Here is a 21,986-nt window from a genome sequence, read left to right on the forward strand (position 1 = left end):
AGACCCACACGATGGCAGACAACCCCGAAGAACAAGCCCTGGCGGACGAGTGGGCCGCAGCCCTGGCCGAAGCCGGCGATGCCAGTCAGGACGATATCGATGCCCTGATGGCTCAGGGTACCCAGGTCGAAGCCCCCAAGCCGCCCAAGGCGCCGGTGGAAGAATTTGGTCAGAGCAGTGGGGGTTTGGCAGTGACTGGCATGGAAGGGCCCAACCTGGATGTGATCCTGGACATCCCGGTGACCATCTCCATGGAGGTCGGCCACACCGACATCTCCATTCGCAACCTGCTGCAACTCAACCAGGGCTCGGTCATCGAGCTCGACCGTCTGGCTGGCGAGCCGCTGGACGTGCTGGTGAATGGTACGCTGATCGCCCACGGTGAAGTGGTGGTGGTGAACGAGAAGTTCGGGATCCGCCTGACCGACGTCATCAGCCCCACGGAACGTATCAAGAAGCTGCGGTGATCCATGAAGAGTCTGCTCCTGCCGCTGGGTCTCCTGCCCCTGACCGCGCGTGCCGCCGAAGCCACCTCGCCGGGGCTGGATGTGGGGGCGCAGGTCGGTCAGCTGCTGCTCGGCCTGCTGCTGGTGATCGCGCTGATCCTCGGTCTGGCCTGGCTGGTGCGTCGGGTGCAGCAGCAGGGGCCGCGTGGCCAGCAGGTGATCAAGGTGATCTCCACCCAGCACCTGGGGCCGCGCGAGCGGCTGGTGCTGGTGCAGGTCGGCCAGGAGCAGCTGCTGATCGGCGTCGCTGGCGGACGGATCACGCCGCTGCACAGCCTGCGCGAGCCGGTGCGACTCGGCGAGACCGAGGCGCCGGCGCCGGAATTCGCCCAGCGCCTGCTGGAACTTATCAGCCGCGATCCCAAGGCGAAACCATGATTCCTTCGCGTCTACCGGCCGGTCTGGGGCGCACCCTGGGCTGGCTGCTGGGCCTGGCCGTGCTGCTGTTCGCGCCCCTGGCGCTGGCGCAGCAGGCCGGGCAGGCCAATCCACTGTCGATTCCGGCCATTACCCTGAGTACCAACGGCCAGGGTCAGCAGGAGTACTCGGTCAGCCTGCAGATCCTGCTGATCATGACGGCGCTGAGCTTCATTCCAGCATTCGTCATGTTGATGACCAGCTTCACCCGCATCGTCATCGTCTTCGCCATTCTGCGTCAGGCGCTGGGTCTGCAGACCACGCCGTCCAACCAGGTACTGGTGGGCATGGCGCTGTTTCTCTCGCTGTTCATCATGGCGCCGGTGTTCGACCGCATCAACACCACCGCCGTGCAGCCCTACCTGAACGAACAACTCAGTGCCCAGGACGCCATCGCCCGCGCCCAGGTGCCGATGAAGGACTTCATGCTGGGGCAGACCCGGCAATCGGACCTGGACCTGTTCATGCGGCTGTCCAAGCGCACCGACATTGCCAGTGCCGATCAGGCGCCCTTGTCGATCCTGGTGCCGGCCTTCGTCACCTCCGAACTCAAGACCGCCTTCCAGATCGGCTTCATGATCTTCATTCCCTTCCTGGTCATCGACCTGGTGATCGCCAGCGTGCTCATGGCCATGGGCATGATGATGCTGTCGCCGATGATCATCTCGCTGCCGTTCAAGCTGATGCTGTTCGTGCTGGTGGATGGCTGGGCGCTGATCATGGGTACCCTGGCCAGCAGCTTCGGTACCGTCTAGCGGTGCCCCCTTTGCGTGGAGAAGCGAAATGACCCCTGAAGTCGCCGTCGATCTGTTTCGCCAGGGCCTCTGGCTAACCGCGCTGCTGGTGGCCGTGCTCGTGGTACCCAGCCTGATCGTTGGCCTGATCGTGGCGGTGTTCCAGGCGGCGACCCAGATCAACGAACAGACCCTGAGCTTTCTGCCGCGGCTGATCGTCACCCTGTTGACGCTGATCGTGCTGGGACCCTGGATGGTCAGACAGCTGATGGAGTTCATCCAGACCTCGGTCGCCAACATCCCGCGGCTGATCGGCTAGCCCATGCTCGCCCTCAGCGACGCCCAGATCGGCGGCTGGGTCGGCAGCTTCCTGTTTCCGCTGTTTCGCATCGCCGCGCTGCTGATGACCATGCCGATCATCGGCACCACGCTGGTCCCGGTGCGGGTGCGCATGTATCTGGCCCTGGCCTTGAGTCTGGTGCTGGTACCGACCCTGCCGCCGATGCCGCAGGTGGATACCATCAGCCCCCAGGCTCTGCCGCTGATCGTCGAGCAGATCCTCATCGGCGCGGTGATGGGCTTCAGCCTGCAGCTGTTCTTCCACGTCTTCGTGGTGGCGGGGCAGATCATCTCGACCCAGGCGGGCCTGAGCTTCGCGTCCATGATCGACCCGGTCAACGGCGCCTCGGCGCCGGTGATGGGCCAGTTCTTCACCATGCTGGTGACGCTGCTGTTCCTGGCCATGAACGGCCACCTGGTGGTGTTCGAGATCCTTGCCGAAAGCTTCGTCACCCTGCCGGTGGGGGATACCCTGAGCGTCGAGCACTTCTGGCAGGTCGCCGGGCGGCTGGGCTGGGTATTGGGCGCCGGTATCCTGCTGGTGCTGCCGGCCATCACCGCGCTGCTGGTGGTCAACATCGCCTTCGGCATCATGACCCGCGCAGCACCGCAGCTGAACATCTTTTCCGTCGGCATGCCGCTGATCGTGGTGCTGGGCATGGTCATCGTCTGGCTCGGCACCGCCGACATCCTCTCCCACTATGAAAGTCTCGCCAGCGAGGCGCTGCAATGGCTGCGCGAACTCGCCCGAGCCCGCTAGGAGATATGCCACATGGCTGAATCCGATGGCGAAGACCGCACAGAAGACCCCACAGAGAAACGCAAGCGTGATTCCCGGGAGGAGGGGCAGCTCCCGCGATCACGCGAACTCGGTACGGTGGCGGTCATGCTCTCGGGGGTCGGCGGCCTGCTGATGTATGGCGCCTTTCTCGGCGGCAAGCTGCTGGAGGTGATGCGCAGCAACTTCTCCCTGCGTCGGGAAGAGGTCATGGACGAGCGCTTCATGGGCACCTTTCTGCTGGCCTCGGGCAAGGCGGCGATGATCGGCATGCTGCCGATGATCGCCCTGGTGGTGATCGCCGCCATCATTGGTCATATCGCCCTGGGTGGCTTCCTGTTTTCCGGCAAGGTACTGGCGCCCAAGCCGAGCCGGATGAATCCGCTGTCCGGCATCACACGCATGTTCTCCAAGAACTCTCTGGTGGAGCTGCTCAAAGCGCTGGGCAAGTTCTTCATCATCCTGGGCGTGTCGGTGATGGTGCTGATGAGCGAACGCACGGCGCTGCTGCAGATCGCCAAGCTGCCGACCGAGCAGGCGCTGCTGCACAGCATGCAGGTGGTGGGGCATGCCACCCTGCTGCTGGCCCTGGGGCTGCTGATCATCGCTGCGGTGGACGTGCCCTTCCAGATCCTCAGCAATCGCAAGAAGCTGATGATGACCAAGCAGGAGATCAAGGACGAGTACAAGGACAGCGAGGGCAAGCCCGAGGTCAAGGGCAAGATTCGCCAGATGCAGCGGCAGATGGCGCAGCGGCGGATGATGGCCGAGGTGCCCAACGCCGATGTGGTCATCACCAACCCGACCCACTTCGCCGTGGCGCTCAAGTATGATGCGGCCAAGGGAGGGGCGCCGGTGCTGGTGGCCAAGGGCAGCGATTTCACCGCGTTGAAGATCCGCGAGATCGCCCAGCAGCATCAGGTCTCGCTGCTGGAGTCGCCGGGGCTGGCGCGGGCGGTGTACTTCTCCACCGAAGTGGACCAGGAGATTCCGGCCGGTCTCTACGTCGCCGTGGCCCAGGTCCTGGCCTATGTCTATCAGCTCAGGCAATTCCGCGCCGGACGCGGGCGCAAGCCCAAGCTGTCCGATCTGCCCATCCCGCCGGATCTGCGGCGGGATGAGGAGGGGAAGGCGCCTACTTGATGACGCCGCAGGCGACACGCGCGCCGCCACCGCCCAGCGGCTTGGGCTGGTCGGCATAGTTGTCGCCACCGGCATGCACCATCAGTGCATGGCCCTTGAGCTCTTCGAGGCGCTTCAGGCGCGGTGCCAGCACCGGCTGGGTGGCCTGGCCGTCGGCGGTCACATAGAGCGCCGGCAATTCGCCCAGGTGGCCGTCGTCCGACCAGGGCGCGCTGTGCTTGCCGGTGTTGCGCGGATCCAGATGGCCGCCCGCAGCGCCACCCGCGGTCAGGGTGCCATTCACCTCGGCCGCGCCGCAGTTGGGCTTGGTATGGACATGGAAGCCATGGATGCCAGGCTCCAGGCCCTTGAGATCCGGCGTGAAGACCAGACCGTACTTGGAGCGGGTCACCTGCACGCTGCCGACGCTTTCGCCCACACCGTCGGTCGTGACCTTGTTCAGCGGGATCGTCAGGGATTCGGCCGCCTGGGCGGTTCCGACCAGGCAGGTAGCCAACAGCGTCGCGGTCCAGATTCTCATGATGATGTTCCTCGGATAGGCGCGCTAGCGCGGGTCCCTAGACAGACTCATGGCCACCGCCCGCGGTTCAGCCGACCATTCCGGCGATCCGTAACCAGTCCTGTATCACCCCCGGAAAAACCTCGCTGATTCAAGGTCTTGTGCAGTTGGCCCGGAGCTTGCTCAAGCCCCTGCGAACAGTGCGCTGCGTCAACTTTCCGTGACGCCGGCACCGGCAAGCGAGGAATGGGTGTGAAAGTCGACAAATCCATGATGATGGGCAACATGCGCGGTCTGGCTCGCGGCAACCTGGGCGTGCCGCTGGCCGTCCTGGCGATGCTCGCCATGATGACGCTGCCGATGCCGCCGTTCCTGCTGGACGTGCTGTTCACCTTCAACATCGCCCTGTCGATCGTGGTCCTGCTGGTCAGCGTCTACGCCCTGCGGCCGCTGGACTTCGCGGTCTTCCCGACCATCCTGCTGGTGTCGACCCTGCTGCGCCTGGCGCTGAACGTGGCCTCGAGCCGCGTCGTGCTGCTGCACGGCCAGGACGGCCACGACGCTGCGGGCAAGGTCATCCAGGCCTTCGGCGAGGTGGTGGTCGGCGGCAACTACGTGGTCGGTGCGGTGGTGTTCGCCATCCTCATGATCATCAACTTCGTGGTGGTGACCAAGGGTGCCGGCCGTATCTCCGAGGTGTCGGCGCGTTTCACCCTGGACGCCATGCCCGGCAAGCAGATGGCCATCGACGCCGACCTCAATGCCGGCATCATCGACCAGGTCGAAGCCAAGAAGCGTCGGACCGAAGTGGGCCAGGAAGCCGACTTCTACGGTTCGATGGACGGTGCCAGCAAATTCGTCCGCGGTGACGCCGTCGCCGGTCTGCTGATCCTCTTCATCAACCTCATCGGCGGCATGGCCATCGGCATGGCCCAGCACGGTCTGCCGTTCGGCGAAGCGGCGCGCATCTACGCCCTGCTGACCATCGGTGACGGCCTGGTCGCCCAGGTCCCTTCGCTGCTGCTGTCGGTCGCCGCTGCCATCATGGTGACCCGGGTGTCCTCGGCCGAAGACATGGGCCAGCAGGTCAATCGTCAGATGTTCGCCTCGCCCAAGGCGCTGGCAGTCTCGGCCTTCATCATCATCGCCATGGGCCTGGTCCCGGGCATGCCGCACCTGCCGTTCCTCGGCCTGGGCGGTGGCGCCGCCGCCGGTGCCTGGCTGATCTACAAGCGCCAGCGCCAGGCCAAGCAGACCGCCGAGGTGGAAGCCAAGAAGCAGCAGGACCTGGCCCCCGTACAGCGTCCGGCCGAGGCCAAGGAGCTGGGCTGGGATGACGTGACCCCGGTGGACATGGTCGGTCTGGAAGTCGGCTACCGGCTGATCCCCATGGTCGATCGCAACCAGGGTGGCCAGCTGCTGGCGCGGATCAAGGGCGTGCGCAAGAAGCTGTCCCAGGACCTCGGCTTCCTCATGCCGTCGGTGCACATCCGCGATAACCTTGATCTGCTGCCCAACGCCTATCGTCTGACTTTGATGGGCGTCAGTGTGGCCGAGGCCGAGATCTATCCGGATCGCGAACTGGCCATCAACCCCGGTCAGGTCTACGGCTCCCTCAACGGCGTCGCCGCCAAGGATCCGGCATTCGGTCTGGAGGCCGTCTGGATCGACGTCACCCAGCGCGACCAGGCCCAATCCCTCGGCTACACCGTGGTCGATGCCAGCACGGTGGTCGCCACGCACCTCAACCAGGTGCTCTTCAAGCACGCCCACGAGCTGATCGGTCACGAGGAAGTCCAGCAATTGCTGCAGGTGCTGGCCAAGAGTTCGCCCAAGCTGGCCGAGGAACTGGTGCCCGGCATCGTCTCCCTCTCGACCCTGCTCAAGATCCTCCAGCAGTTGCTGCAGGAGCAGGTGCCGGTCCGTGACATCCGTACCATTGCCGAAGCCATCGCCAACGTCGGGCCGCGGAGTCAAGATCCCGCCGCCATCGCGGGTGCCGTGCGGGTCGCCCTGTCCCGCGCGATCGTCCAGAACATCGTGGGAATGGAGCCTGAGCTGCCTGTTATCACCCTTGAGCCAAGGTTGGAACAGATGTTGCTAAGTAGTATGCAGAAGGCCGGTCAAGGCGCCGAGGACGGCATGTTCCTCGAGCCTGGCATGGCTGAAAAACTGCAGCGTTCCCTTATCGAGGCAGCGCAGCGTCAGGAAATGATGGGTAAGCCAGTGGTGCTGCTGGTGGCCGGTGCGATCCGCGGGATGATGTCCCGCTTCGCCCGGATGGCGGCACCGAACATGAGTGTACTGGCCTACCAGGAAATTCCGGACAACAAGCAGGTCACCATCGTCGCTACCGTTGGCCAGAATGGCTGAGGTCTAGATCATGCAAGTCAAACGTTTCTTCGCTGCCGATATGCGTCAAGCCATGAAGCTGGTACGCGACGAGCTGGGCCCGGATGCCGCCATCCTCAGCAACCGCCGGGTCGCCGGCGGGGTCGAGCTGACCGCGGCGCTGGACTACCAGGCTCCGGCACCGGCCGCGCCCAACGCGGAGCTGCAGGCGGAGTTGCGCAAGACCCATGCGAAGATCGCCCAGGCCCATGCCGACCTCAGCATCCGCGCGCCGGGCGTGCCCTCGGCCGCGCCGAAGGACAAGCAGCTGCTGGGCGCCATCAGCGCCGCCGACAGCCGTCGCGAGCCGGTAATCGCCCCGCCACGTGCCCCTCAGCCGGCCGCCGCCGCCCCTGCCGCCAGCGCCGCGCCGGAAGACCGCCGCGCCCTGGAAGCCATGCGCAGCGAACTCAGCGGCCTGCGTGAACTGCTGGAAGTCCAGCTCGGCTCCATGGCCTGGACCCAGGTGCAGTCCACCCGTCCGCAACAGGCTGGCCTCTGGCGCCGTCTGCAGCGCATGGGCCTGCCCGCCGATCTGGCTCGCCACCTGCTCGACAGCGTCGCCAAGATCCAGGACCCGCGGCATGCCTGGCGCATGCTGCTGGCCAATTTCGCCCAGCTGGCCAAGACCACCGACGCCAAGATCCTGGAGGAGGGCGGTGTCGTCGCCTTCGTCGGTCCGGCCGGCATGGGCAAGACCACCACCCTGGCCAAGCTCGCCGCCAACTACGTGCTCAAGTACGGCCCCCAGAGTCTGGCGCTGGTCAGCATGGACAGCTTCCGCATCGGTGCCCAGGAGCAGATCAAGACCCTCGGCCGCATCCTCGACGTGCCGGTCACCCTGGTCGATCCCGGCCAGTCCCTGGCCCAGGCGCTGGCACCCCTGGCGCGCAAGCGCCTGGTACTGATCGACACCGCGGGCATGCCCGCCAATGATCCGGCGCTCAAGGTGCAGCTCGAAGCCCTGGCCAACCGCCAGTTGAAGATTCGCAATTATCTGGTACTGGGTGTCACCAGCCAGAGCCAGGTGCTCAAGGCGGCCTACCACAGCTATCGGCGCTGCGGCCTGAGTGGCTGCGTGCTGACCAAGCTGGACGAAGCCGCCAGCCTCGGCGAAGCCCTGGGCCTGGCCATCAGCCAGCGTCTGCCGGTGGCCTATATCGCCGACGGCCCGCGTATCCCGGACGACCTGCATCCGGCCCGCAGCCACCAGCTGGTGAGCCGTGCGGTGAGCCTGCAGGCCTCCGAGGAGCCGAGCGAAGAAACCATGGCCGGCATGCTTGCCGGCCTGTATCAAGGCAATGCCCGCCGCGCCGGTTAGCGCAGACGAACGGTAGTGGTGCATTGCATGCCTGGGCACGCCAAATGCACTTAGTCTAAAGTGTGACGGATTTCAATCAAAGGTATCAGGCAATGGGTAGCATGCATCCCGTCCAAGTCATAGCGGTCACGGGCGGTAAAGGCGGTGTCGGCAAGACCAATGTGTCGGTCAACCTGGCCTTGGCCCTGGCCGATATCGGGCGGCGCGTCATGCTGCTCGACGCCGACCTGGGCCTCGCCAACATCGACGTTCTGCTCGGCCTGTCGCCCAAGCGCACCCTGGCCGACGTCATCTCCGGCGAGTGCGAGCTGCGCGACGTGCTGCTGCACGGCCCGGGCGGCATCCGCATCGTTCCGGCGGCCTCGGGCACCCAGGCGATGGTCAATCTGACGCCGGCCCAGCACGCCGGTCTGATCCAGGCCTTCAGCGACATCAGCGAGAACCTCGATGTGCTCATCGTCGATACCGCTGCCGGCATCGGCGACCAGGTGGTCAGCTTCGTTCGCGCCGCCCAGGAAGTCCTGGTGGTGGTGTGCGACGAGCCCACCTCCATCACCGATGCCTACGCCCTGATCAAGCTGCTCAATCGCGACCATGGCGTCACCCGTTTCCGGGTTCTGGCGAACATGGCGCTGACGCCCCAGGAAGGTCGCAATCTCTTTGCTAAGCTGACCAAGGTGACCGACAGATTCCTGGATGTCGCCCTGCAGTATGTGGGCGCCATTCCGTTTGACGAGGCGGTGCGCAAAGCCGTACAGAAACAGCGCCCCGTGTTCGAAGCCTTTCCGCGTGCCAAGGCCTCGCTGGCCTTCCGTGCGGTAGCTCAGAGAGTCGATGGCTGGCCGTTGCCCGCCAATCCGCGCGGCCATCTCGAGTTCTTTGTCGAGCGCCTTGTGCAACCAGCCATCGGTACCCACGCATGACAGCATCCAGCGGGCTTCGCATGTACAGCAAAACCTCGGAACGTACCCAGCAGGAGCAACTCATCAACCGCTACGCGCCGTTGGTGAAACGCATCGCCTACCACCTCTTGGCGCGTCTGCCGGCCAGCGTGCAGGTCGAGGACCTGATGCAGGCCGGCATGATCGGTCTGCTGGAGGCCTCGCGCAAATATGACGCCGGCAAGGGCGCCAGCTTCGAGACCTACGCCGGCATTCGCATCCGCGGCGCCATGCTCGACGAGGTCCGCAAGGGCGACTGGGCGCCGCGCTCGGTGCACCGCAACACGCGCATGGTCACCGACGCCATTCGCGCCGTGGAAGCGCGCACGGGTCGCGACGCTAAAGATTCCGAAGTCGCGGCCGAACTTAAATTGAGTCTGGATGAGTACTACGGCATCCTTGGCGACACCATGGGGAGTCGCCTGTTCAGTTTCGACGACCTCATGGAGGGTGGTGAGCATGGGCTCGAGGAGAGCGGTTCGCATGAACTCGAACCCGGTCGCGGTCTGGAAGACGAGCGCTTCCGCAAGGCCCTGGCCGACGCCATCGCCAATCTTCCGGAGCGTGAACGTCTGGTGCTCTCGCTGTATTACGACGAGGAACTCAACCTCAAGGAAATCGGCGAGGTGCTGGGCGTGAGCGAGTCACGCGTCTGCCAACTTCACAGTCAATGCGCGGCACGCCTGCGGGCGCGGCTGGCGGAATGGCGTTCGCGTTAACCGGCTGGTACTCAGGCTACTACGATTGCTTAGGCGCGCCTCGCGGCGTGTGTGCGGATTAGGACGGAGGTCGACTTGGACAAGAACATGAAAATCCTCATCGTGGATGATTTTTCCACGATGAGACGCATCATCAAGAATTTGCTGCGCGATCTGGGATTCACCAATACCGCCGAAGCAGACGACGGCAACACCGCCCTGCCAATGTTGCAGAGCGGCAACTTCGATTTTCTCGTCACCGACTGGAACATGCCCGGCATGACCGGCATCGACCTGCTGCGCCAGGTACGCGCCGACGCGCGCCTGAAGACCCTGCCGGTGCTGATGGTGACCGCCGAGGCCAAGCGTGAGCAGATCATCGAAGCCGCTCAGGCCGGCGTGAACGGCTATGTGGTCAAGCCTTTCACCGCCCAGGTGCTGAAAGAAAAGATCGACAAGATCTTCGAGCGGGTGAACGGCTGAAGAAAGCCGCGGGGACGTTATGGATCAGCTTGGCACCAACAGCTTCAGCGACTTCGAGTCGAATCTAAAACAGCACGCCCAGGAGCTGGTGAAATGCCTGGAAAGTGGCGACTTCACCCAGGCGGTGCATGTCATCAATGAACTCAACCAGTTGCGTGACCGGGGGCTCTACCAGGAAGTCGGCAAGCTGACCCGCGAGTTGCACAACGCCATCGTCAACTTCGAGATCGATCCGCGCGGCATGGCCGGCGAAGAGGTCTCCCAGATCAGCGATGCCACCGATCGTCTCTCCTACGTGGTGAAGATGACCGAGAACGCCGCCAATCGGACCATGGATCTGGTGGAGGAGAGCGCGCCCCTGGTGGGCAACTTCGGCGACGAAGCCCGTGCCGTGCATGCCGACTGGAAGAAGTTCATGCGCCGGGAAATGGGTGCGGACGAATTCCGCGAGCTGGCCAAGCGCGTCGATGCCTTCCTCAGCCACAGCGAGAGCAGCGCCGAACAACTGTCGGCCAAGCTCAACGACATCCTCCTGGCGCAGGACTACCAGGACCTTACCGGTCAGGTGATCAAGCGCGTGGTCAATCTCGTCGGGCAGATCGAGAAAGACCTCGTCAAGCTGGTGATGATGGCCAGCCAGGTCGATCGCTATACCGGCTTCAGTCACGATCACAGCGCGCTGATCGAACAGAATCGAAAAGAAAAGACGATGAAGGGTGAAGGTCCGCAGATTCATGCCGATAAGCGTGAAGACGTCGTGGCCGCTCAGGTCGACGTCGACGATCTTCTATCCAGTCTGGGCTTCTGACCCAGACCCTCTTGGGGAGTGCAGGAATGAGCTTCGACGCCGATGAAGAGATCCTCCAGGATTTCCTGGTAGAGGCCGGCGAGATTCTCGAACAGTTGTCGGAACAATTGGTCGAGCTGGAAAGCCGTCCGGATGACATGGATCTGCTGAACGCCATTTTTCGTGGCTTCCATACCGTAAAGGGCGGTGCCGGTTTCCTGCAGCTCCATACCCTGGTCGAGTGCTGTCATATCGCGGAAAACGTTTTCGACATCCTGCGCAAGGGCGAACGCCGCGTGGATGCCGAACTGATGGATGTGGTGCTGCAGGCACTGGATTCGGTCAACGAGATGTTTGGTCAGGTTCGGGAACGCGAAGAGCCGACCCCGGCCTCGCCCGAGTTGCTGGCAGCGTTGGCCCGCCTGGCCGATCCGGCCGGCAGCGAACCGGCGCCGGTAGCGGCTGCGCCCGTAGCTGCCACTCCGGTGGTCGCGGCACCGGCGCCCGCCGCTGCTGCTGCAGCTGCCGAGCCGGAATTGAGCGATGCCGATTTCCAGAATCTGCTCGATGCCCTGGGTACCGAGCCGAGTGCGGCAGGGGAAGCGCCTGCGACCGCCGGTGGTGACGACATCACCGATGACGAATTCGAAGCCCTGCTTGATCAGTTGCATGGCAAGGGCAAGTTCCATGACGCGCCGGCCGCTGCGCCGGTTGCTGCCGCAGCGCCTGCTGCCGTTGCCGCAAGCGGTGATGACATCACCGACGACGAATTCGAGGCCCTGCTGGACGAATTGCACGGCAAGGGCAAGTTCGTCGCGAACGAGGCCGCGGCCCCGGCCGCAGCAGCCCCGGCTGCAGCGGCTCCGGCGGCGGCGGGTGGTGACGAGATCACCGACGACGAATTCGAATCCCTGCTCGACGAATTGCACGGCAAGGGCAGATTCAGTGGTCCCGCGGCAGCTGCCGACACTGTAGCCGCACCTGCTGCTGCTGCTGCTGCGCCGGCACCGGTAGCGGCGCCTCAGCCTGCACCTGCACCCGCGCCGAAATCGGCTCCGGTTGCCGAGGCCGCGTTGCCCAAGCCGGCAGCGGCAGCGCCCGCCGAACGTCCCACCAGCGAGGCGGAGACCACCGTGCGGGTCGATACCGCACGGCTGGACGAGATCATGAATATGGTCGGCGAGCTGGTACTGGTGCGTAACCGCCTGGTGCGTCTGGGCCTGAACAGCGGCGACGAGGCCATGGCCAAGGCCGTGTCCAATCTCGACGTAGTCACCGCCGATCTGCAGACCTCGGTCATGAAGACGCGGATGCAGCCGATCAAGAAGGTCTTCGGCCGCTTCCCGCGCCTGGTCCGCGATCTGGCGCGCAGCCTGAAGAAAGAGATCAATCTGGAGCTGGTCGGCGAAGAAACCGACCTGGACAAGAACCTGGTCGAGGCCCTGGCCGATCCGCTGGTGCACTTGGTGCGCAACGCGGTCGACCACGGCATCGAAGGGCCAGCCGAGCGTGAAGAGAACGGCAAGTCCCGCGCGGGGCGTGTAGTGCTCTCCGCCGAACAGGAAGGCGACCATATCCTCCTGTCGATCTCTGATGACGGCAAGGGCATGGACGCGGATCTGCTGCGCAACAAGGCCGTGGAAAAAGGCCTGCTCGACCGCGACGCGGCCGATCGCCTGACCGAGACCGAGTGCTTCAACCTGATCTTCGCCCCGGGTTTCTCCACCAAGGCCGAGATCTCCGACATCTCCGGTCGTGGCGTGGGCATGGACGTGGTCAAGACCAAGATCAGCCAGCTCAACGGTACCCTGAACGTCTACTCGACCAAGGGCCAGGGCTCCAAGATCGTCATCAAGGTGCCCCTGACCCTGGCGATCATGCCGACGTTGATGGTGATGCTGGGCAACCAGGCCTTCGCCTTCCCGCTGGTCAACGTCAACGAGATCTTCCACCTCGACCTGTCCCGCACCAACGTGGTGGACGGCCAGGAAGTGGTGGTGGTGCGCGACAAGGCGCTGCCGCTGTTCTACCTCAAGCGCTGGCTGGTGCCCAATGCGGCCCATGTGGAGCAGGGGGAAGGGCATGTGGTGATCCTCTCGGTGGGCACCCAGCGCATCGGCTTCGTGGTCGATCAACTGGTGGGCCAGGAAGAGGTGGTCATCAAGCCACTCGGCAAGATGCTGCAGGGAACGCCCGGCATGTCCGGAGCGACCATCACCGGCGACGGGCGCATCGCGCTCATCCTCGATGTGCCCAGCATGCTCAAGCGCTACGCCCGTCGCGGACTCTGAGTCGGCCCGATACGAGCGGCGTCGGGCCCTGGGCCTGGCGCCATCGGGCGGCCTGCGCCGCCCCAGTTAGGAGTTTCAACGTATGCCGGTAAAAGTACTGGTGGTGGACGATTCCGGCTTCTTCCGGCGTCGGCTCAAGGAAATCCTGGCGGCCGATCCCAACATCTCGGTGGTGGGCACGGCCAGCAACGGGCGCGAAGGGGTCGACCAGGCCCTGGCGCTGCGACCCGATGTCATCACCATGGACTACGAGATGCCGATGATGGACGGCATTACCGCGGTCCGCCACATCATGCAGAAGTGCCCGACTCCGGTGCTGATGTTCTCCTCGCTCACCCATGAAGGCGCCCGGGTCACCCTGGATGCCCTGGATGCTGGCGCGGTCGACTTCCTGCCGAAGAATTTTGAGGACATCTCGCGCAATCCCGCCAGTGTGCAAAAGCTGCTGTGCGAGAAGATCCACCATATCGCTCGTTCCAACCGGCGCTTCGCCGTGGCCCCCAGCGTCGCGCCGGCTACGCCCGCGAGTGCCGCGACCGCGCCGGCCACCGTTCGCCCGGCGGCGCGTCCGGTGGCGCCCAGCAGCGCTCCTGCCAGTCATGTAGCCACGGCTCCGGCTTCGCCGCCGCCCAAGCGCAAGCACTATCGCCTGGTGGCCATCGGCACCTCCACCGGCGGCCCGGTCGCTCTGCAGCGGGTGCTTACCCAGCTGCCAGCCAATTTCCCGGCACCATTGGTGCTGATCCAGCACATGCCGGCGGCCTTCACCAAGGCCTTCGCCGAGCGCCTGGACAAGCTCTGTCGCATCAGCGTCAAGGAAGCCGAGGACGGCGACCAGTTGCGTCCGGGACTGGCTCTGCTGGCACCCGGTGGCAAGCAAATGATGGTGGACGGCCGCGGCACAGTAAAGATCCTGCCCGGCGACGAGCGCCTCAACTACAAACCCTGCGTCGACGTGACCTTTGGCTCCGCGGCCAAGGCCTATGCCGACAAGGTGCTGGCGGTGGTCCTGACCGGCATGGGCGCCGACGGCCGCGAAGGCGCGCGGATGCTCAAGCAGGTCGGCAGCCAGGTGTGGGCCCAGGACGAAGCCAGCTGCGTCATCTACGGCATGCCCATGGCCATCGCCAAGGCCAATCTGGCCGACGCCATCTATGGCCTGGACGACATCGGCAGACACCTGACCGAGGCCTGTTCGTGACGGCAGGCGTTCTCTGGCCAGAAGGGCATTGAGCGTGGACGTTCTCAGTCTCATCGGCATCCTGCTGGCCTTTACCGCCATCATGGGTGGCAACCTGCTGGAGGGCGGTTCCTTTACCGCCCTGGCCAACGCTCCGGCGGCGCTGATCGTGGTCGGCGGCACTCTCGGTGCCGTCCTGTTGCAGACCCGCCTGCCGGTACTGCGCCGGGCCCTCACCATGCTGGCCTGGGTGTTCGTACCGCCACGGCTGGACCTCGTTGGCGGCATCCGCAAGGTGGTCAACTGGAGCAACGTTGCGCGCAAGGAAGGCTTGCTGGGTCTCGAACCCCTGGTCGCCCGCGAAGCCGATCCCTATGCCGCCAAGGGCCTGCAGCTGCTGGTGGACGGCACCGAGCCCGAGGCCCTGCGCAGCATCCTCGAGGTGGATCTCTACGGCCAGGAAGATCGCGACATCGCCGCTGCCAAGGTCTATGAAGCCATGGGTGGCTATGCACCCACGGTCGGGATCATCGGCGCGGTGATGGGCCTGATCCATGTCATGCAGAATCTCGCCGATCCCTCCCAGCTGGGCAGCGGCATCGCCGTGGCCTTCGTCGCCACCATCTATGGTGTCGGCTTCGCCAACCTGCTGTTGCTGCCGGTCGGCAACAAGCTCAAGGCGCTGGCCCAGCAACAGTCCCGCTACCGGGAAATGCTGCTGGAAGGGCTGATGTCCATCGGCGAGGGTGAGAATCCCCGCTCCATCGAAATGAAGCTGCAAGGTTTTCTGGACTAGGAGGACGCCGCATGCCTCGTCGCCGCCGCCGTCCCGAAGAACACGAGAACCACGAACGCTGGCTGGTCTCCTACGCGGACTTCATCACCCTGCTGTTCGCCTTCTTCGTGGTGATGTATTCCATCTCTTCCTTGAACGAAAGCAAGTACAAGGTGCTTTCGGACAGCCTGTCGGGCATCTTCAGTCAGCCGGAGCGCTCGCTCAAACCCATTCCCCTCGGCGATCAGCGTCCCGCGGGCGTGACACCCACGGTGATGGACGCCAGTGCCGCTCAGCCGGCCAGGGGCACCCCCAGCGACCCGCTGCAGCAGATCGCCGACAGCGTGCGCGCCACCTTCGGCGATCTCATCGCCGGCGACCAGTTGAACATCAAGGCCAGTGAGATGTGGCTGGAGATCGAACTCAGCTCCAATCTGCTGTTCGCCAGCGGCGACTCCCTGCCGAGCAATCCCGCCTTCGGCCTCATGGAGAAGGTGGCCAAGATTCTGGCGCCGTTCAAGAATCCGATCCAGGTACAGGGCTATACGGACGACCGCCCCATCAGCACGGCGCTGTATCCCACCAACTGGGAACTGTCCGCGGCGCGGGCGGCCAGTATCGTGCGGCTGCTGATCGGTAACGGCATCGCGCCGCAGCGCCTGGCTGTAGTGGGCTATGGCGCCTATCAGCCGGTGGTCGACAACACCAGCGACGTCAATCGCGCCCGCAATCGGCGCGTGGTTCTGCTGATCTCGCGCAATCTCGACCTGTTTCGGCCACAGAGCACCTTGCAAAATTCGTCGACTGGCACACAATCTGCAGCATCGCCTGGAGAACCGGCGCCCGGGGTGGCGCCTGTCAAATCTTCGTCGCCGGCCACCAAGCCGGCACCTTGACCCGGCTGGTCGTGTCGTCGGGAGGAAGTCTGCACATGAGAGTCTGGGCTGTCGCCAATCAGAAGGGTGGGGTGGGCAAGACCACCACCACCGTTGCCCTCGCCGGGTTGCTCGGCGATGAAGGCAAGCGCGTCCTGCTGGTGGACCTTGATCCCCACGGCTCCCTGACGAGCTATTTCGGTCAGGATCCGGACAGCCTCGAACACAGCGCGTTCGACCTGTTCCAGCACGGTGGTCAGGTTCCGGAGGGCCTGCCGAAGCGGCTGCTGCTGCCCACCAGTCATCCGCAGCTGTCGATGCTGCCGTCCAGCACGGCGCTGGCTACCCTGGAACGTCAGTCGCCCGGCCAGAGCGGCCTGGGCCTGGTGATCTCCAAAAGCCTGGCACAGCTGTGGAACGACTTCGATCATGTGCTGATCGACAGTCCGCCGTTGCTCGGCGTGCTGATGGTCAATGCCCTGGCGGCCAGTCAGCATCTGGTGATTCCGACCCAGACCGAGTTCCTCGCGCTCAAGGGGCTCGAGCGCATGGTCAACACCCTGACCATGATCAACCGCTCGCGCAAGCAGGCGCTGCCCTACACCATAGTGCCGACCCTGTTCGACCGCCGTACCCAGGCCTCCATCGGTACGCTCAAGGTGCTGCGCAGCACCTATCCGGCGCAGCTGTGGCAGGCCTTCATTCCCATCGATACGCGGCTGCGCGACGCCAGTCGTTCCGGGCAGGTGCCGTCGCGCCACGAGGTGAACAGCCGCGGCGTCATTGCCTACCGGGCGCTGCTGCGGCATCTGCTCGACGGCGCGCCCAGCAGCCAGGTCGCCTGATTCAAGTTTTCCACCCTGCCGGCCGATAGGCTGGACAACTCACCCACGTAGATCGCCATGAGCCAACCGACGTCTCTCGACAATCGTCCTCAGCGTGTCCTCCAGGGCTATCTCGATGCCCTGTTGCTGGACGCGTTCCTGGAACTGCCGACCGCCGAATCCACGCCGGTCGTGGCTTCCGTGGTGGCACCGGCGGCGCCGATCGCCAGCGTGAGCGAAGACGAATTCGCCGCCGCGGTGCGCGAGGAGCTCGAACGGGATGCCGCGTGGCAACCCCAGGTCGTGCCGCTGGCAGCCCGCCGTGCCGGCGTCGCCCTGCCCGAGGTGCTGCAGCCTGCAACCCAGGTGCCGTTGCCGCCGGAAACCGACATCGAGCTGGACTGGCGTGTCCCCGAACTGGCCCCCGCCGCCGAGCCGGCGCGTCCGATGGTGGAGGGCATTGCTCTCGGTACCCCGGCGGTGCAGCCCGCCGCCGCGGCTGGCGTACCGCCCGGCGCCGTGCACCTGGAAGGTCGCCCCGAGTGGGGCGAAGAACCCTTCGAATGCCTGCTGTTCGACGTGGCCGGCCTGACCCTGGCCGCGCCCCTGGTGTGCCTGGGCTCCATCTACCCGCTGACCGACGAAGAGTTGACGCCGCTGTTTGGTCAGCCAGACTGGTTCCTGGGCCTGCTACCCTGCCAGGCAGGCAACCTGCGCGTGCTCGACGCGGCGCGTTGGGTAATGCCCGAGCGCTACCGCGACGACTATCGCGAAGGCCTGAAATTCGTTATATCGCTGCAAGGCCTGGACTGGGGCCTGGCCGTGCATGGCGTCAGCCATTCGGTACGGCTGGATCCCGCCGAGGTCAAATGGCGGAATCAGCGCGCTACCCGGCCGTGGCTGGCCGGTACGGTGATCGATCAGATGTGTGCGCTGCTGGATGTGGCGGCGCTCGCTGAACAGGTGGTGGGTGGCCGTCGCTAGGGCTGCCCGCTGCAACTAACCGGCGGGTTCGCCCGCTTCGCCGCACGTGCGGTATTTGACGAGGCTAGGGAACATGAAAAAAACGTCCGCACAGGGTTCCGAAGATCCGGTCCTGCAATGGGTCACCTTCCGCCTGGATAACGAGACCTACGGCATCAACGTGATGCAGGTCCAGGAAGTCCTGCGCTACACCGAAATCGCTCCGGTCCCGGGTGCGCCGAGCTACGTGCTGGGCATCATCAACCTGCGCGGCAACGTGGTGACGGTGATCGACACCCGTCAACGCTTCGGTCTGCTGCCCACCGAGGTCACCGACAACACCCGTATCGTCATCATCGAGGCCGACAAGCAGGTCGTCGGCATCCTGGTCGACAGCGTGGCCGAGGTGGTCTATCTGCGGCAGTCGGAGATCGAAACCGCACCGAACGTCGGCAATGACGAGTCCGCCAAGTTCATCCAGGGCGTGTGCAACAAGAACGGCGAGCTGCTGATCCTGGTCGAGCTTGACAAGCTGATGACCGAAGAAGAGTGGTCGGAGCTGGAAAGCATCTGATGCTCGTCGGGCTGATCCTGCTCAGCGTTGCCCTAGGGCTGGCCTGTGCCGGCCTCGGTGGTTGCTGCTGGTTGCTCTGGCAGCGCCAGCAGCAACAGGCGGCCAAGCTGGCCGAGCGGGAGGCCCTGGTCGACAAGCGCATGCAGATCCTGCTCAAACGCCTGGAAACCTACCAGGCCGGGCAGGTACGCATGGGCGAACAGGTGCAGGGGCTGGCCCAGGTGGTGGCACCCTTGCCCGATCGCCTGACCCAGATCGAGCAGAGCGATCCTACCAGTCTGTCGTTTTCCCAGGCAGCGCGCCTGGTGGGGCTGGGCGCCAGCGCCGACGATCTCACTCAGGCCTGTGGTCTGTCCCAGGCCGAAGCCGAGCTGGTGGCGCGGCTGCATCGGCAGCGCCAGCAGCGTTCCGGCTGATCAGGCCGGTGGCGCAGGATCGCTGCCTCAGCTGACGATCCAGTGGTAGAGCGCAATCACTACCAGTACCGCCAGCACTGGCTTGGCGATGCGGTAGGCCTTGGGATGGCGCCGCTTGAACTTCTTCACGCCACCCCCGATGCGATCCCCAAACCTCTTGCTGAAGGCATAGGCCTGGTTGATGCCGCCGACGCGCTCCCCTTCGACGTTCTGCGGCGCCGTGGCGCTGCCGAGGAAACGGCTGACCGCCTGATTGACGCGGGTCAGCAGACGGTTGCGCAGCGGACGCTCGACGTCGCAGAAGAGGATGACCCGGGTCTGATCGGTCTCGTTCTTGACCCAGTGCACGTAGGTTTCGTCGAACATCACGTCTTCGCCGTCACGCCAGGCATAGGGCTGGCCGTCGACATAGATGCGACAGGCGTCCGAGTTCGGCGTGGCCAGGCCCAGGTGGTAGCGCAGCGAGCCGCCGAAGGGATCGCGATGGGGATTCAGATGGCTTCCACCCGGCAGCAGGGCGAACATGGCGCCCTTGACGTTGGGGATCTGCCGCACCAGTTCGACGGTCCGCGGGCAGAGCGTCTGGGCGGAAGGTAGCGGCTCGCCGTACCAGGTCAGGTAAAAACGCTTCCAGCCCTTCTTGAAGAAGGAACCGAAGCCGGCGTCATTGTCCTTTTCCGCGGCGCGGATATAGCCCTCGTCGAACAGCCGCAGGGCTTCGACGCGAATCTCCTGCCAGTTGTCCTTGAGCACGTCCAGCTCGGGAAAGCGGCTGCGATCCAGATAGGGCTTGGACGGCACGCTGGAGAACAGGTACATCAGGGCGTTGTAGGGGGCGAACACCGCGGAGTGGTTGACAAGCTGGCGCAGGAAAGGCAGCCGAGCGCGTCCGCGAAGGTGGACGAAGAGCACGCTGGCGACGAAGAGCAGGACGATCGCGAAGGTAATCATGGGCGAATTGTGATCGGCAGCGCCCGAACCAGGGGCGGATAGGTAATGACCGCATTATTTCACCCCAGAGAAAGGCTTGCACTCGCTTCGTCGGCTGCGCAGGATGGACACCCTGGCGCGCGGCCGCTTTCGAGTCGCGCCCCCTTGGATGATCTAGACGAGTCGTATCGATGAGCATGTCCCTACGCGACCAGCTGCTGAAAGCCGGATTGGTCAATGAAAAGCAGGCCAAGCAGGCCGTCAAGCAGAAGCAGAAGCAGACCCGCATGGAGCATCGCGGGCAGACGGAAAAGGACCGCTCCCAGGAGCTGGCTGTCCAGCAGGCCCAGGCGGAGAAGCTGGCCAAGGACCAGGAGCTCAATCGCGCTCAGGAAGACAAGAAGAAGCGCAAGGCCGAGCAGGCACAGATCAAGCAGTTGATCGAGACCAGCCGCCTGCCCAAGCTGAGCACCGAGGACTACTACAACTTCGTCGACGACAAGAAGGTCAAGCGCCTGTCGGTCAACGTCATGATGAGAGACAAGCTCAGCAAGGGCAGTCTGGCCATCGTGCGCTACGAAGGCCGCTACGAGGTGGTGCCCCGGGCTACCGCCGAGCGCATCCAGGAGCGCGATCCCAAGCGGGTGGTGCTGCTCAACGTGCAGAGCGGCGAGCCGGATCCGGACGATCCCTATGCCGCCTATCAGGTTCCGGATGACCTGATGTGGTAAGTGGCCAGGTCAGGCGTTCTGCCTGACCAGCATGTAGATGCGGTAGACGGCGATGCTGGGGATCAGCTGCAGGAAGCCCGAGAAGGTCTGCAGTGCGATCTCCGTTACCGCGGCCTCGGCGAAATGCCGGGTGATCCAGGCGTCGAGCAGCCAGGCCGGCAGGACCGTGGCCAGGATGCACGCCAGCAGGGTGAAGAAGTGCCCGCGGCTCAGCCGGAAGCTGCCACGCAGGGCGTCCAGCGGCGCCCGTCCCTCCAGCACCAGCAGATTCTCGGCGAAAGCCAGCTTGGCCATGATCAGAAAGCCCGGCACGATCAACAGCGAGAAGCCCAGCATCACCAGCCCCGAGGTCAAGGCCGCGAGGAGGGCGAAGCGTGGCCAGAGCAGCAGGGCGGCGCCCCAGACGCCGCTCAGGCGCGGGGTATTACCCTGGGTGCGTGCCTCCAGAAAGATCAGCAGGGCGGCGGTGTACAGCGGATAGCAGAGCAGGCTCACCAGCATGTCCCACAGGCCGCCACTGGCGCCGAAGCGTTCCAGCACCTGATAGCGCAGCAGGGCTTCGAGCAGCAGCGAGGGCAGGGTGAGGACGGCCAGGGGCCGCAGATTGCGGGCAAAGAAAGACAGCGAGTCGCGCAGAATATCGACAGGGTTCATGCAGCTCTTCCAGACGGGCAGGCGGGCAGTCTAGCAGGGCGACCCGTTCGTCCGCAGACGTTCGAGCATGGCCGCGCTGGAGGTGACGGTGGCGTATTCGCCGTGCAGATTGGCCATGGCCATCGCATGGACCTCCTCGGCGCTGCGCGTCCGACCGGCGAAGTCGGTCTTGGCGAAGGTGTAGCAGGCGTCTTCGGCGACCCAGGTGGTGAAATCGAGATTGCCGGCGCTGCGCGCGGTGGCCTCCACCGAGTTCTCGCTAGCCACGCCGCAGATCAGCAGTGAGCCTATGCCGCGCTGGTGCAGCCAGTGCTCCAGGCCACTGTTGGCGAAGGCGTCGGGGACCTGCTTGTCGAACACCGTCTCGCCGGGCAGCGGCGCCAGCGCCGGCTGGAATTGCACGCCGGGCTGTCCCGGCCAGAACACCGAAGTCGGACTGCGCGACAGGTGCCGGACGTGCAGCAAGGGCGCTCCGGCCTGGCGCCAGGCCGCCAGCAGGTCGCCCATGCGCAGCTCGGCGTCCGGGTGGTTGCGTGGGCCCAGATGGGGCGCGCGGATCCCCTGTTGCTGGTCGATGAGGATAAGCAGCGGCTGCATGGGCGAGTCTCGCGGGCAAAGCGGCAGACTCCCCCAGCACAGGCCGGTTGTCCAGTCACCGGCGCGGCGCTGGAACTCGTCACCCCGCTGTCCCTTCAGAAGAGTGATGCCAAGGCGGGGAGGGCTGGCTGAATCCGCG

The 21,986-nt window shown here is 64.8% G+C and carries 25 protein-coding genes; 21 read left to right on the forward strand and 4 right to left on the reverse strand.

The features are described from left to right. Positions 1–11 precede the first annotated feature (11 nt). The 6 genes from fliN to flhB are packed head-to-tail and all read left to right on the forward strand — an operon-like array spanning position 12 to position 3,917. The gene (gene fliN / locus PVZ72_RS06355; protein ID WP_133862393.1) at positions 12–467 is read left to right on the forward strand and encodes a flagellar motor switch protein FliN; all 456 of its coding nucleotides are present in this window, start codon (positions 12–14) and stop codon (positions 465–467) included. Positions 468–470: 3 nt separating this feature from the next. Beyond that, a complete protein-coding gene (gene fliO / locus PVZ72_RS06360; RefSeq protein WP_133862392.1) occupies positions 471–884 on the forward strand; it encodes a flagellar biosynthetic protein FliO in 414 nt (137 codons plus the stop codon). After that, a complete protein-coding gene (fliP, locus tag PVZ72_RS06365) occupies positions 881–1,678 on the forward strand; it encodes a flagellar type III secretion system pore protein FliP (RefSeq protein WP_273861471.1) in 798 nt (265 codons plus the stop codon). Before fliO ends, fliP begins: the two co-directional genes overlap by 4 nt. Before the next feature lie 28 nt (positions 1,679–1,706). Then, positions 1,707–1,976, forward strand: coding sequence for a flagellar biosynthesis protein FliQ (gene fliQ, locus PVZ72_RS06370; protein WP_027597972.1), 270 nt, complete (start codon positions 1,707–1,709; stop codon positions 1,974–1,976). Positions 1,977–1,979: 3 nt separating this feature from the next. Further along, a complete protein-coding gene (gene fliR, locus PVZ72_RS06375) occupies positions 1,980–2,756 on the forward strand; it encodes a flagellar biosynthetic protein FliR (RefSeq protein ID WP_273861472.1) in 777 nt (258 codons plus the stop codon). 12 nt (positions 2,757–2,768) lie between these two features. Next, on the forward strand, positions 2,769–3,917 hold the full coding sequence (gene flhB / locus PVZ72_RS06380; protein ID WP_273861473.1) for a flagellar biosynthesis protein FlhB: 1,149 nt from the start codon (positions 2,769–2,771) through the stop codon (positions 3,915–3,917). Here the strand turns inward: flhB and sodC are convergent. Further along, a complete protein-coding gene (gene sodC, locus PVZ72_RS06385) occupies positions 3,910–4,437 on the reverse strand; it encodes a superoxide dismutase family protein (RefSeq protein ID WP_133862388.1) in 528 nt (175 codons plus the stop codon). The genes flhB and sodC overlap by 8 nt on opposite strands. 225 nt (positions 4,438–4,662) lie before the next feature. Between sodC and flhA the strand changes: the two genes are divergently transcribed. From flhA to PVZ72_RS06455, 14 genes are all read left to right on the forward strand, one after another. Further along, positions 4,663–6,789 carry a flagellar biosynthesis protein FlhA gene (flhA, locus tag PVZ72_RS06390; protein WP_133862387.1) on the forward strand — a complete coding sequence of 709 codons (2,127 nt, stop codon included), beginning with the start codon at positions 4,663–4,665 and terminating at the stop codon, positions 6,787–6,789. A gap of 10 nt (positions 6,790–6,799) precedes the next feature. Next, positions 6,800–8,128, forward strand: coding sequence for a flagellar biosynthesis protein FlhF (gene flhF / locus PVZ72_RS06395; protein WP_273861474.1), 1,329 nt, complete (start codon positions 6,800–6,802; stop codon positions 8,126–8,128). 92 nt (positions 8,129–8,220) lie between these two features. After that, on the forward strand, positions 8,221–9,051 hold the full coding sequence (gene fleN / locus PVZ72_RS06400) for a flagellar synthesis regulator FleN (RefSeq protein WP_133862385.1): 831 nt from the start codon (positions 8,221–8,223) through the stop codon (positions 9,049–9,051). Beyond that, entirely contained in the window at positions 9,048–9,788 is a 741-nt protein-coding gene (fliA, locus tag PVZ72_RS06405) for an RNA polymerase sigma factor FliA (protein ID WP_027597968.1), read from the forward strand. The genes fleN and fliA overlap by 4 nt, the downstream gene beginning before the upstream one ends. A gap of 87 nt (positions 9,789–9,875) precedes the next feature. Continuing rightward, the gene (locus tag PVZ72_RS06410) at positions 9,876–10,250 is read left to right on the forward strand and encodes a chemotaxis response regulator CheY (RefSeq protein ID WP_169853335.1); all 375 of its coding nucleotides are present in this window, start codon (positions 9,876–9,878) and stop codon (positions 10,248–10,250) included. 19 nt (positions 10,251–10,269) lie between these two features. Further along, complete coding sequence (locus tag PVZ72_RS06415) at positions 10,270–11,058, forward strand: protein phosphatase CheZ (protein ID WP_133862384.1); 789 nt, start codon at positions 10,270–10,272, stop codon at positions 11,056–11,058. Positions 11,059–11,084: 26 nt separating this feature from the next. After that, positions 11,085–13,328, forward strand: a complete 2,244-nt coding sequence (locus tag PVZ72_RS06420; protein ID WP_273861475.1) for a chemotaxis protein CheA — start codon at positions 11,085–11,087, stop codon at positions 13,326–13,328. Positions 13,329–13,410: 82 nt separating this feature from the next. Continuing rightward, positions 13,411–14,529, forward strand: coding sequence for a protein-glutamate methylesterase/protein-glutamine glutaminase (locus PVZ72_RS06425; RefSeq protein WP_273861476.1), 1,119 nt, complete (start codon positions 13,411–13,413; stop codon positions 14,527–14,529). A 34-nt stretch (positions 14,530–14,563) separates the two neighbouring features. After that, entirely contained in the window at positions 14,564–15,304 is a 741-nt protein-coding gene (locus tag PVZ72_RS06430; RefSeq protein ID WP_133862381.1) for a flagellar motor protein, read from the forward strand. Positions 15,305–15,315: 11 nt separating this feature from the next. Continuing rightward, a complete protein-coding gene (motD, locus tag PVZ72_RS06435; protein ID WP_273861477.1) occupies positions 15,316–16,179 on the forward strand; it encodes a flagellar motor protein MotD in 864 nt (287 codons plus the stop codon). A gap of 35 nt (positions 16,180–16,214) precedes the next feature. Continuing rightward, on the forward strand, positions 16,215–17,003 hold the full coding sequence (locus PVZ72_RS06440; protein ID WP_208691981.1) for a ParA family protein: 789 nt from the start codon (positions 16,215–16,217) through the stop codon (positions 17,001–17,003). 57 nt (positions 17,004–17,060) lie between these two features. Then, complete coding sequence (locus PVZ72_RS06445) at positions 17,061–17,966, forward strand: chemotaxis protein CheW (RefSeq protein WP_273861478.1); 906 nt, start codon at positions 17,061–17,063, stop codon at positions 17,964–17,966. Between the two features lie 73 nt (positions 17,967–18,039). Beyond that, positions 18,040–18,519, forward strand: coding sequence for a chemotaxis protein CheW (locus PVZ72_RS06450; RefSeq protein WP_007160357.1), 480 nt, complete (start codon positions 18,040–18,042; stop codon positions 18,517–18,519). Then, the gene (locus PVZ72_RS06455; RefSeq protein ID WP_133862377.1) at positions 18,519–18,935 is read left to right on the forward strand and encodes a DUF2802 domain-containing protein; all 417 of its coding nucleotides are present in this window, start codon (positions 18,519–18,521) and stop codon (positions 18,933–18,935) included. The genes PVZ72_RS06450 and PVZ72_RS06455 overlap by 1 nt, the downstream gene beginning before the upstream one ends. 27 nt (positions 18,936–18,962) lie before the next feature. Here the strand turns inward: PVZ72_RS06455 and PVZ72_RS06460 are convergent, their stop codons facing one another. Further along, entirely contained in the window at positions 18,963–19,886 is a 924-nt protein-coding gene (locus PVZ72_RS06460) for an aspartyl/asparaginyl beta-hydroxylase domain-containing protein (RefSeq protein ID WP_133862376.1), read from the reverse strand. A gap of 170 nt (positions 19,887–20,056) precedes the next feature. Between PVZ72_RS06460 and PVZ72_RS06465 the strand changes: the two genes are divergently transcribed. Next, on the forward strand, positions 20,057–20,596 hold the full coding sequence (locus PVZ72_RS06465) for a DUF2058 domain-containing protein (RefSeq protein WP_133862375.1): 540 nt from the start codon (positions 20,057–20,059) through the stop codon (positions 20,594–20,596). A 9-nt stretch (positions 20,597–20,605) separates the two neighbouring features. On the opposite strand, the gene PVZ72_RS06470 is transcribed toward PVZ72_RS06465, so the two are convergent. Continuing rightward, positions 20,606–21,250: a YciC family protein gene (locus tag PVZ72_RS06470; RefSeq protein WP_273861479.1), complete on the reverse strand. Its 645-nt coding sequence runs from the start codon at positions 21,248–21,250 to the stop codon at positions 20,606–20,608. A 30-nt stretch (positions 21,251–21,280) separates the two neighbouring features. Next, entirely contained in the window at positions 21,281–21,847 is a 567-nt protein-coding gene (locus PVZ72_RS06475; RefSeq protein ID WP_273861480.1) for a cysteine hydrolase family protein, read from the reverse strand. Between the last annotated feature and the right edge of the window lie 139 nt (positions 21,848–21,986).

Source organism: Pseudomonas sp. LA5 (assembly GCF_028640825.1).
Lineage (GTDB): Bacteria > Pseudomonadota > Gammaproteobacteria > Pseudomonadales > Pseudomonadaceae > Chryseomonas > Chryseomonas aestiva.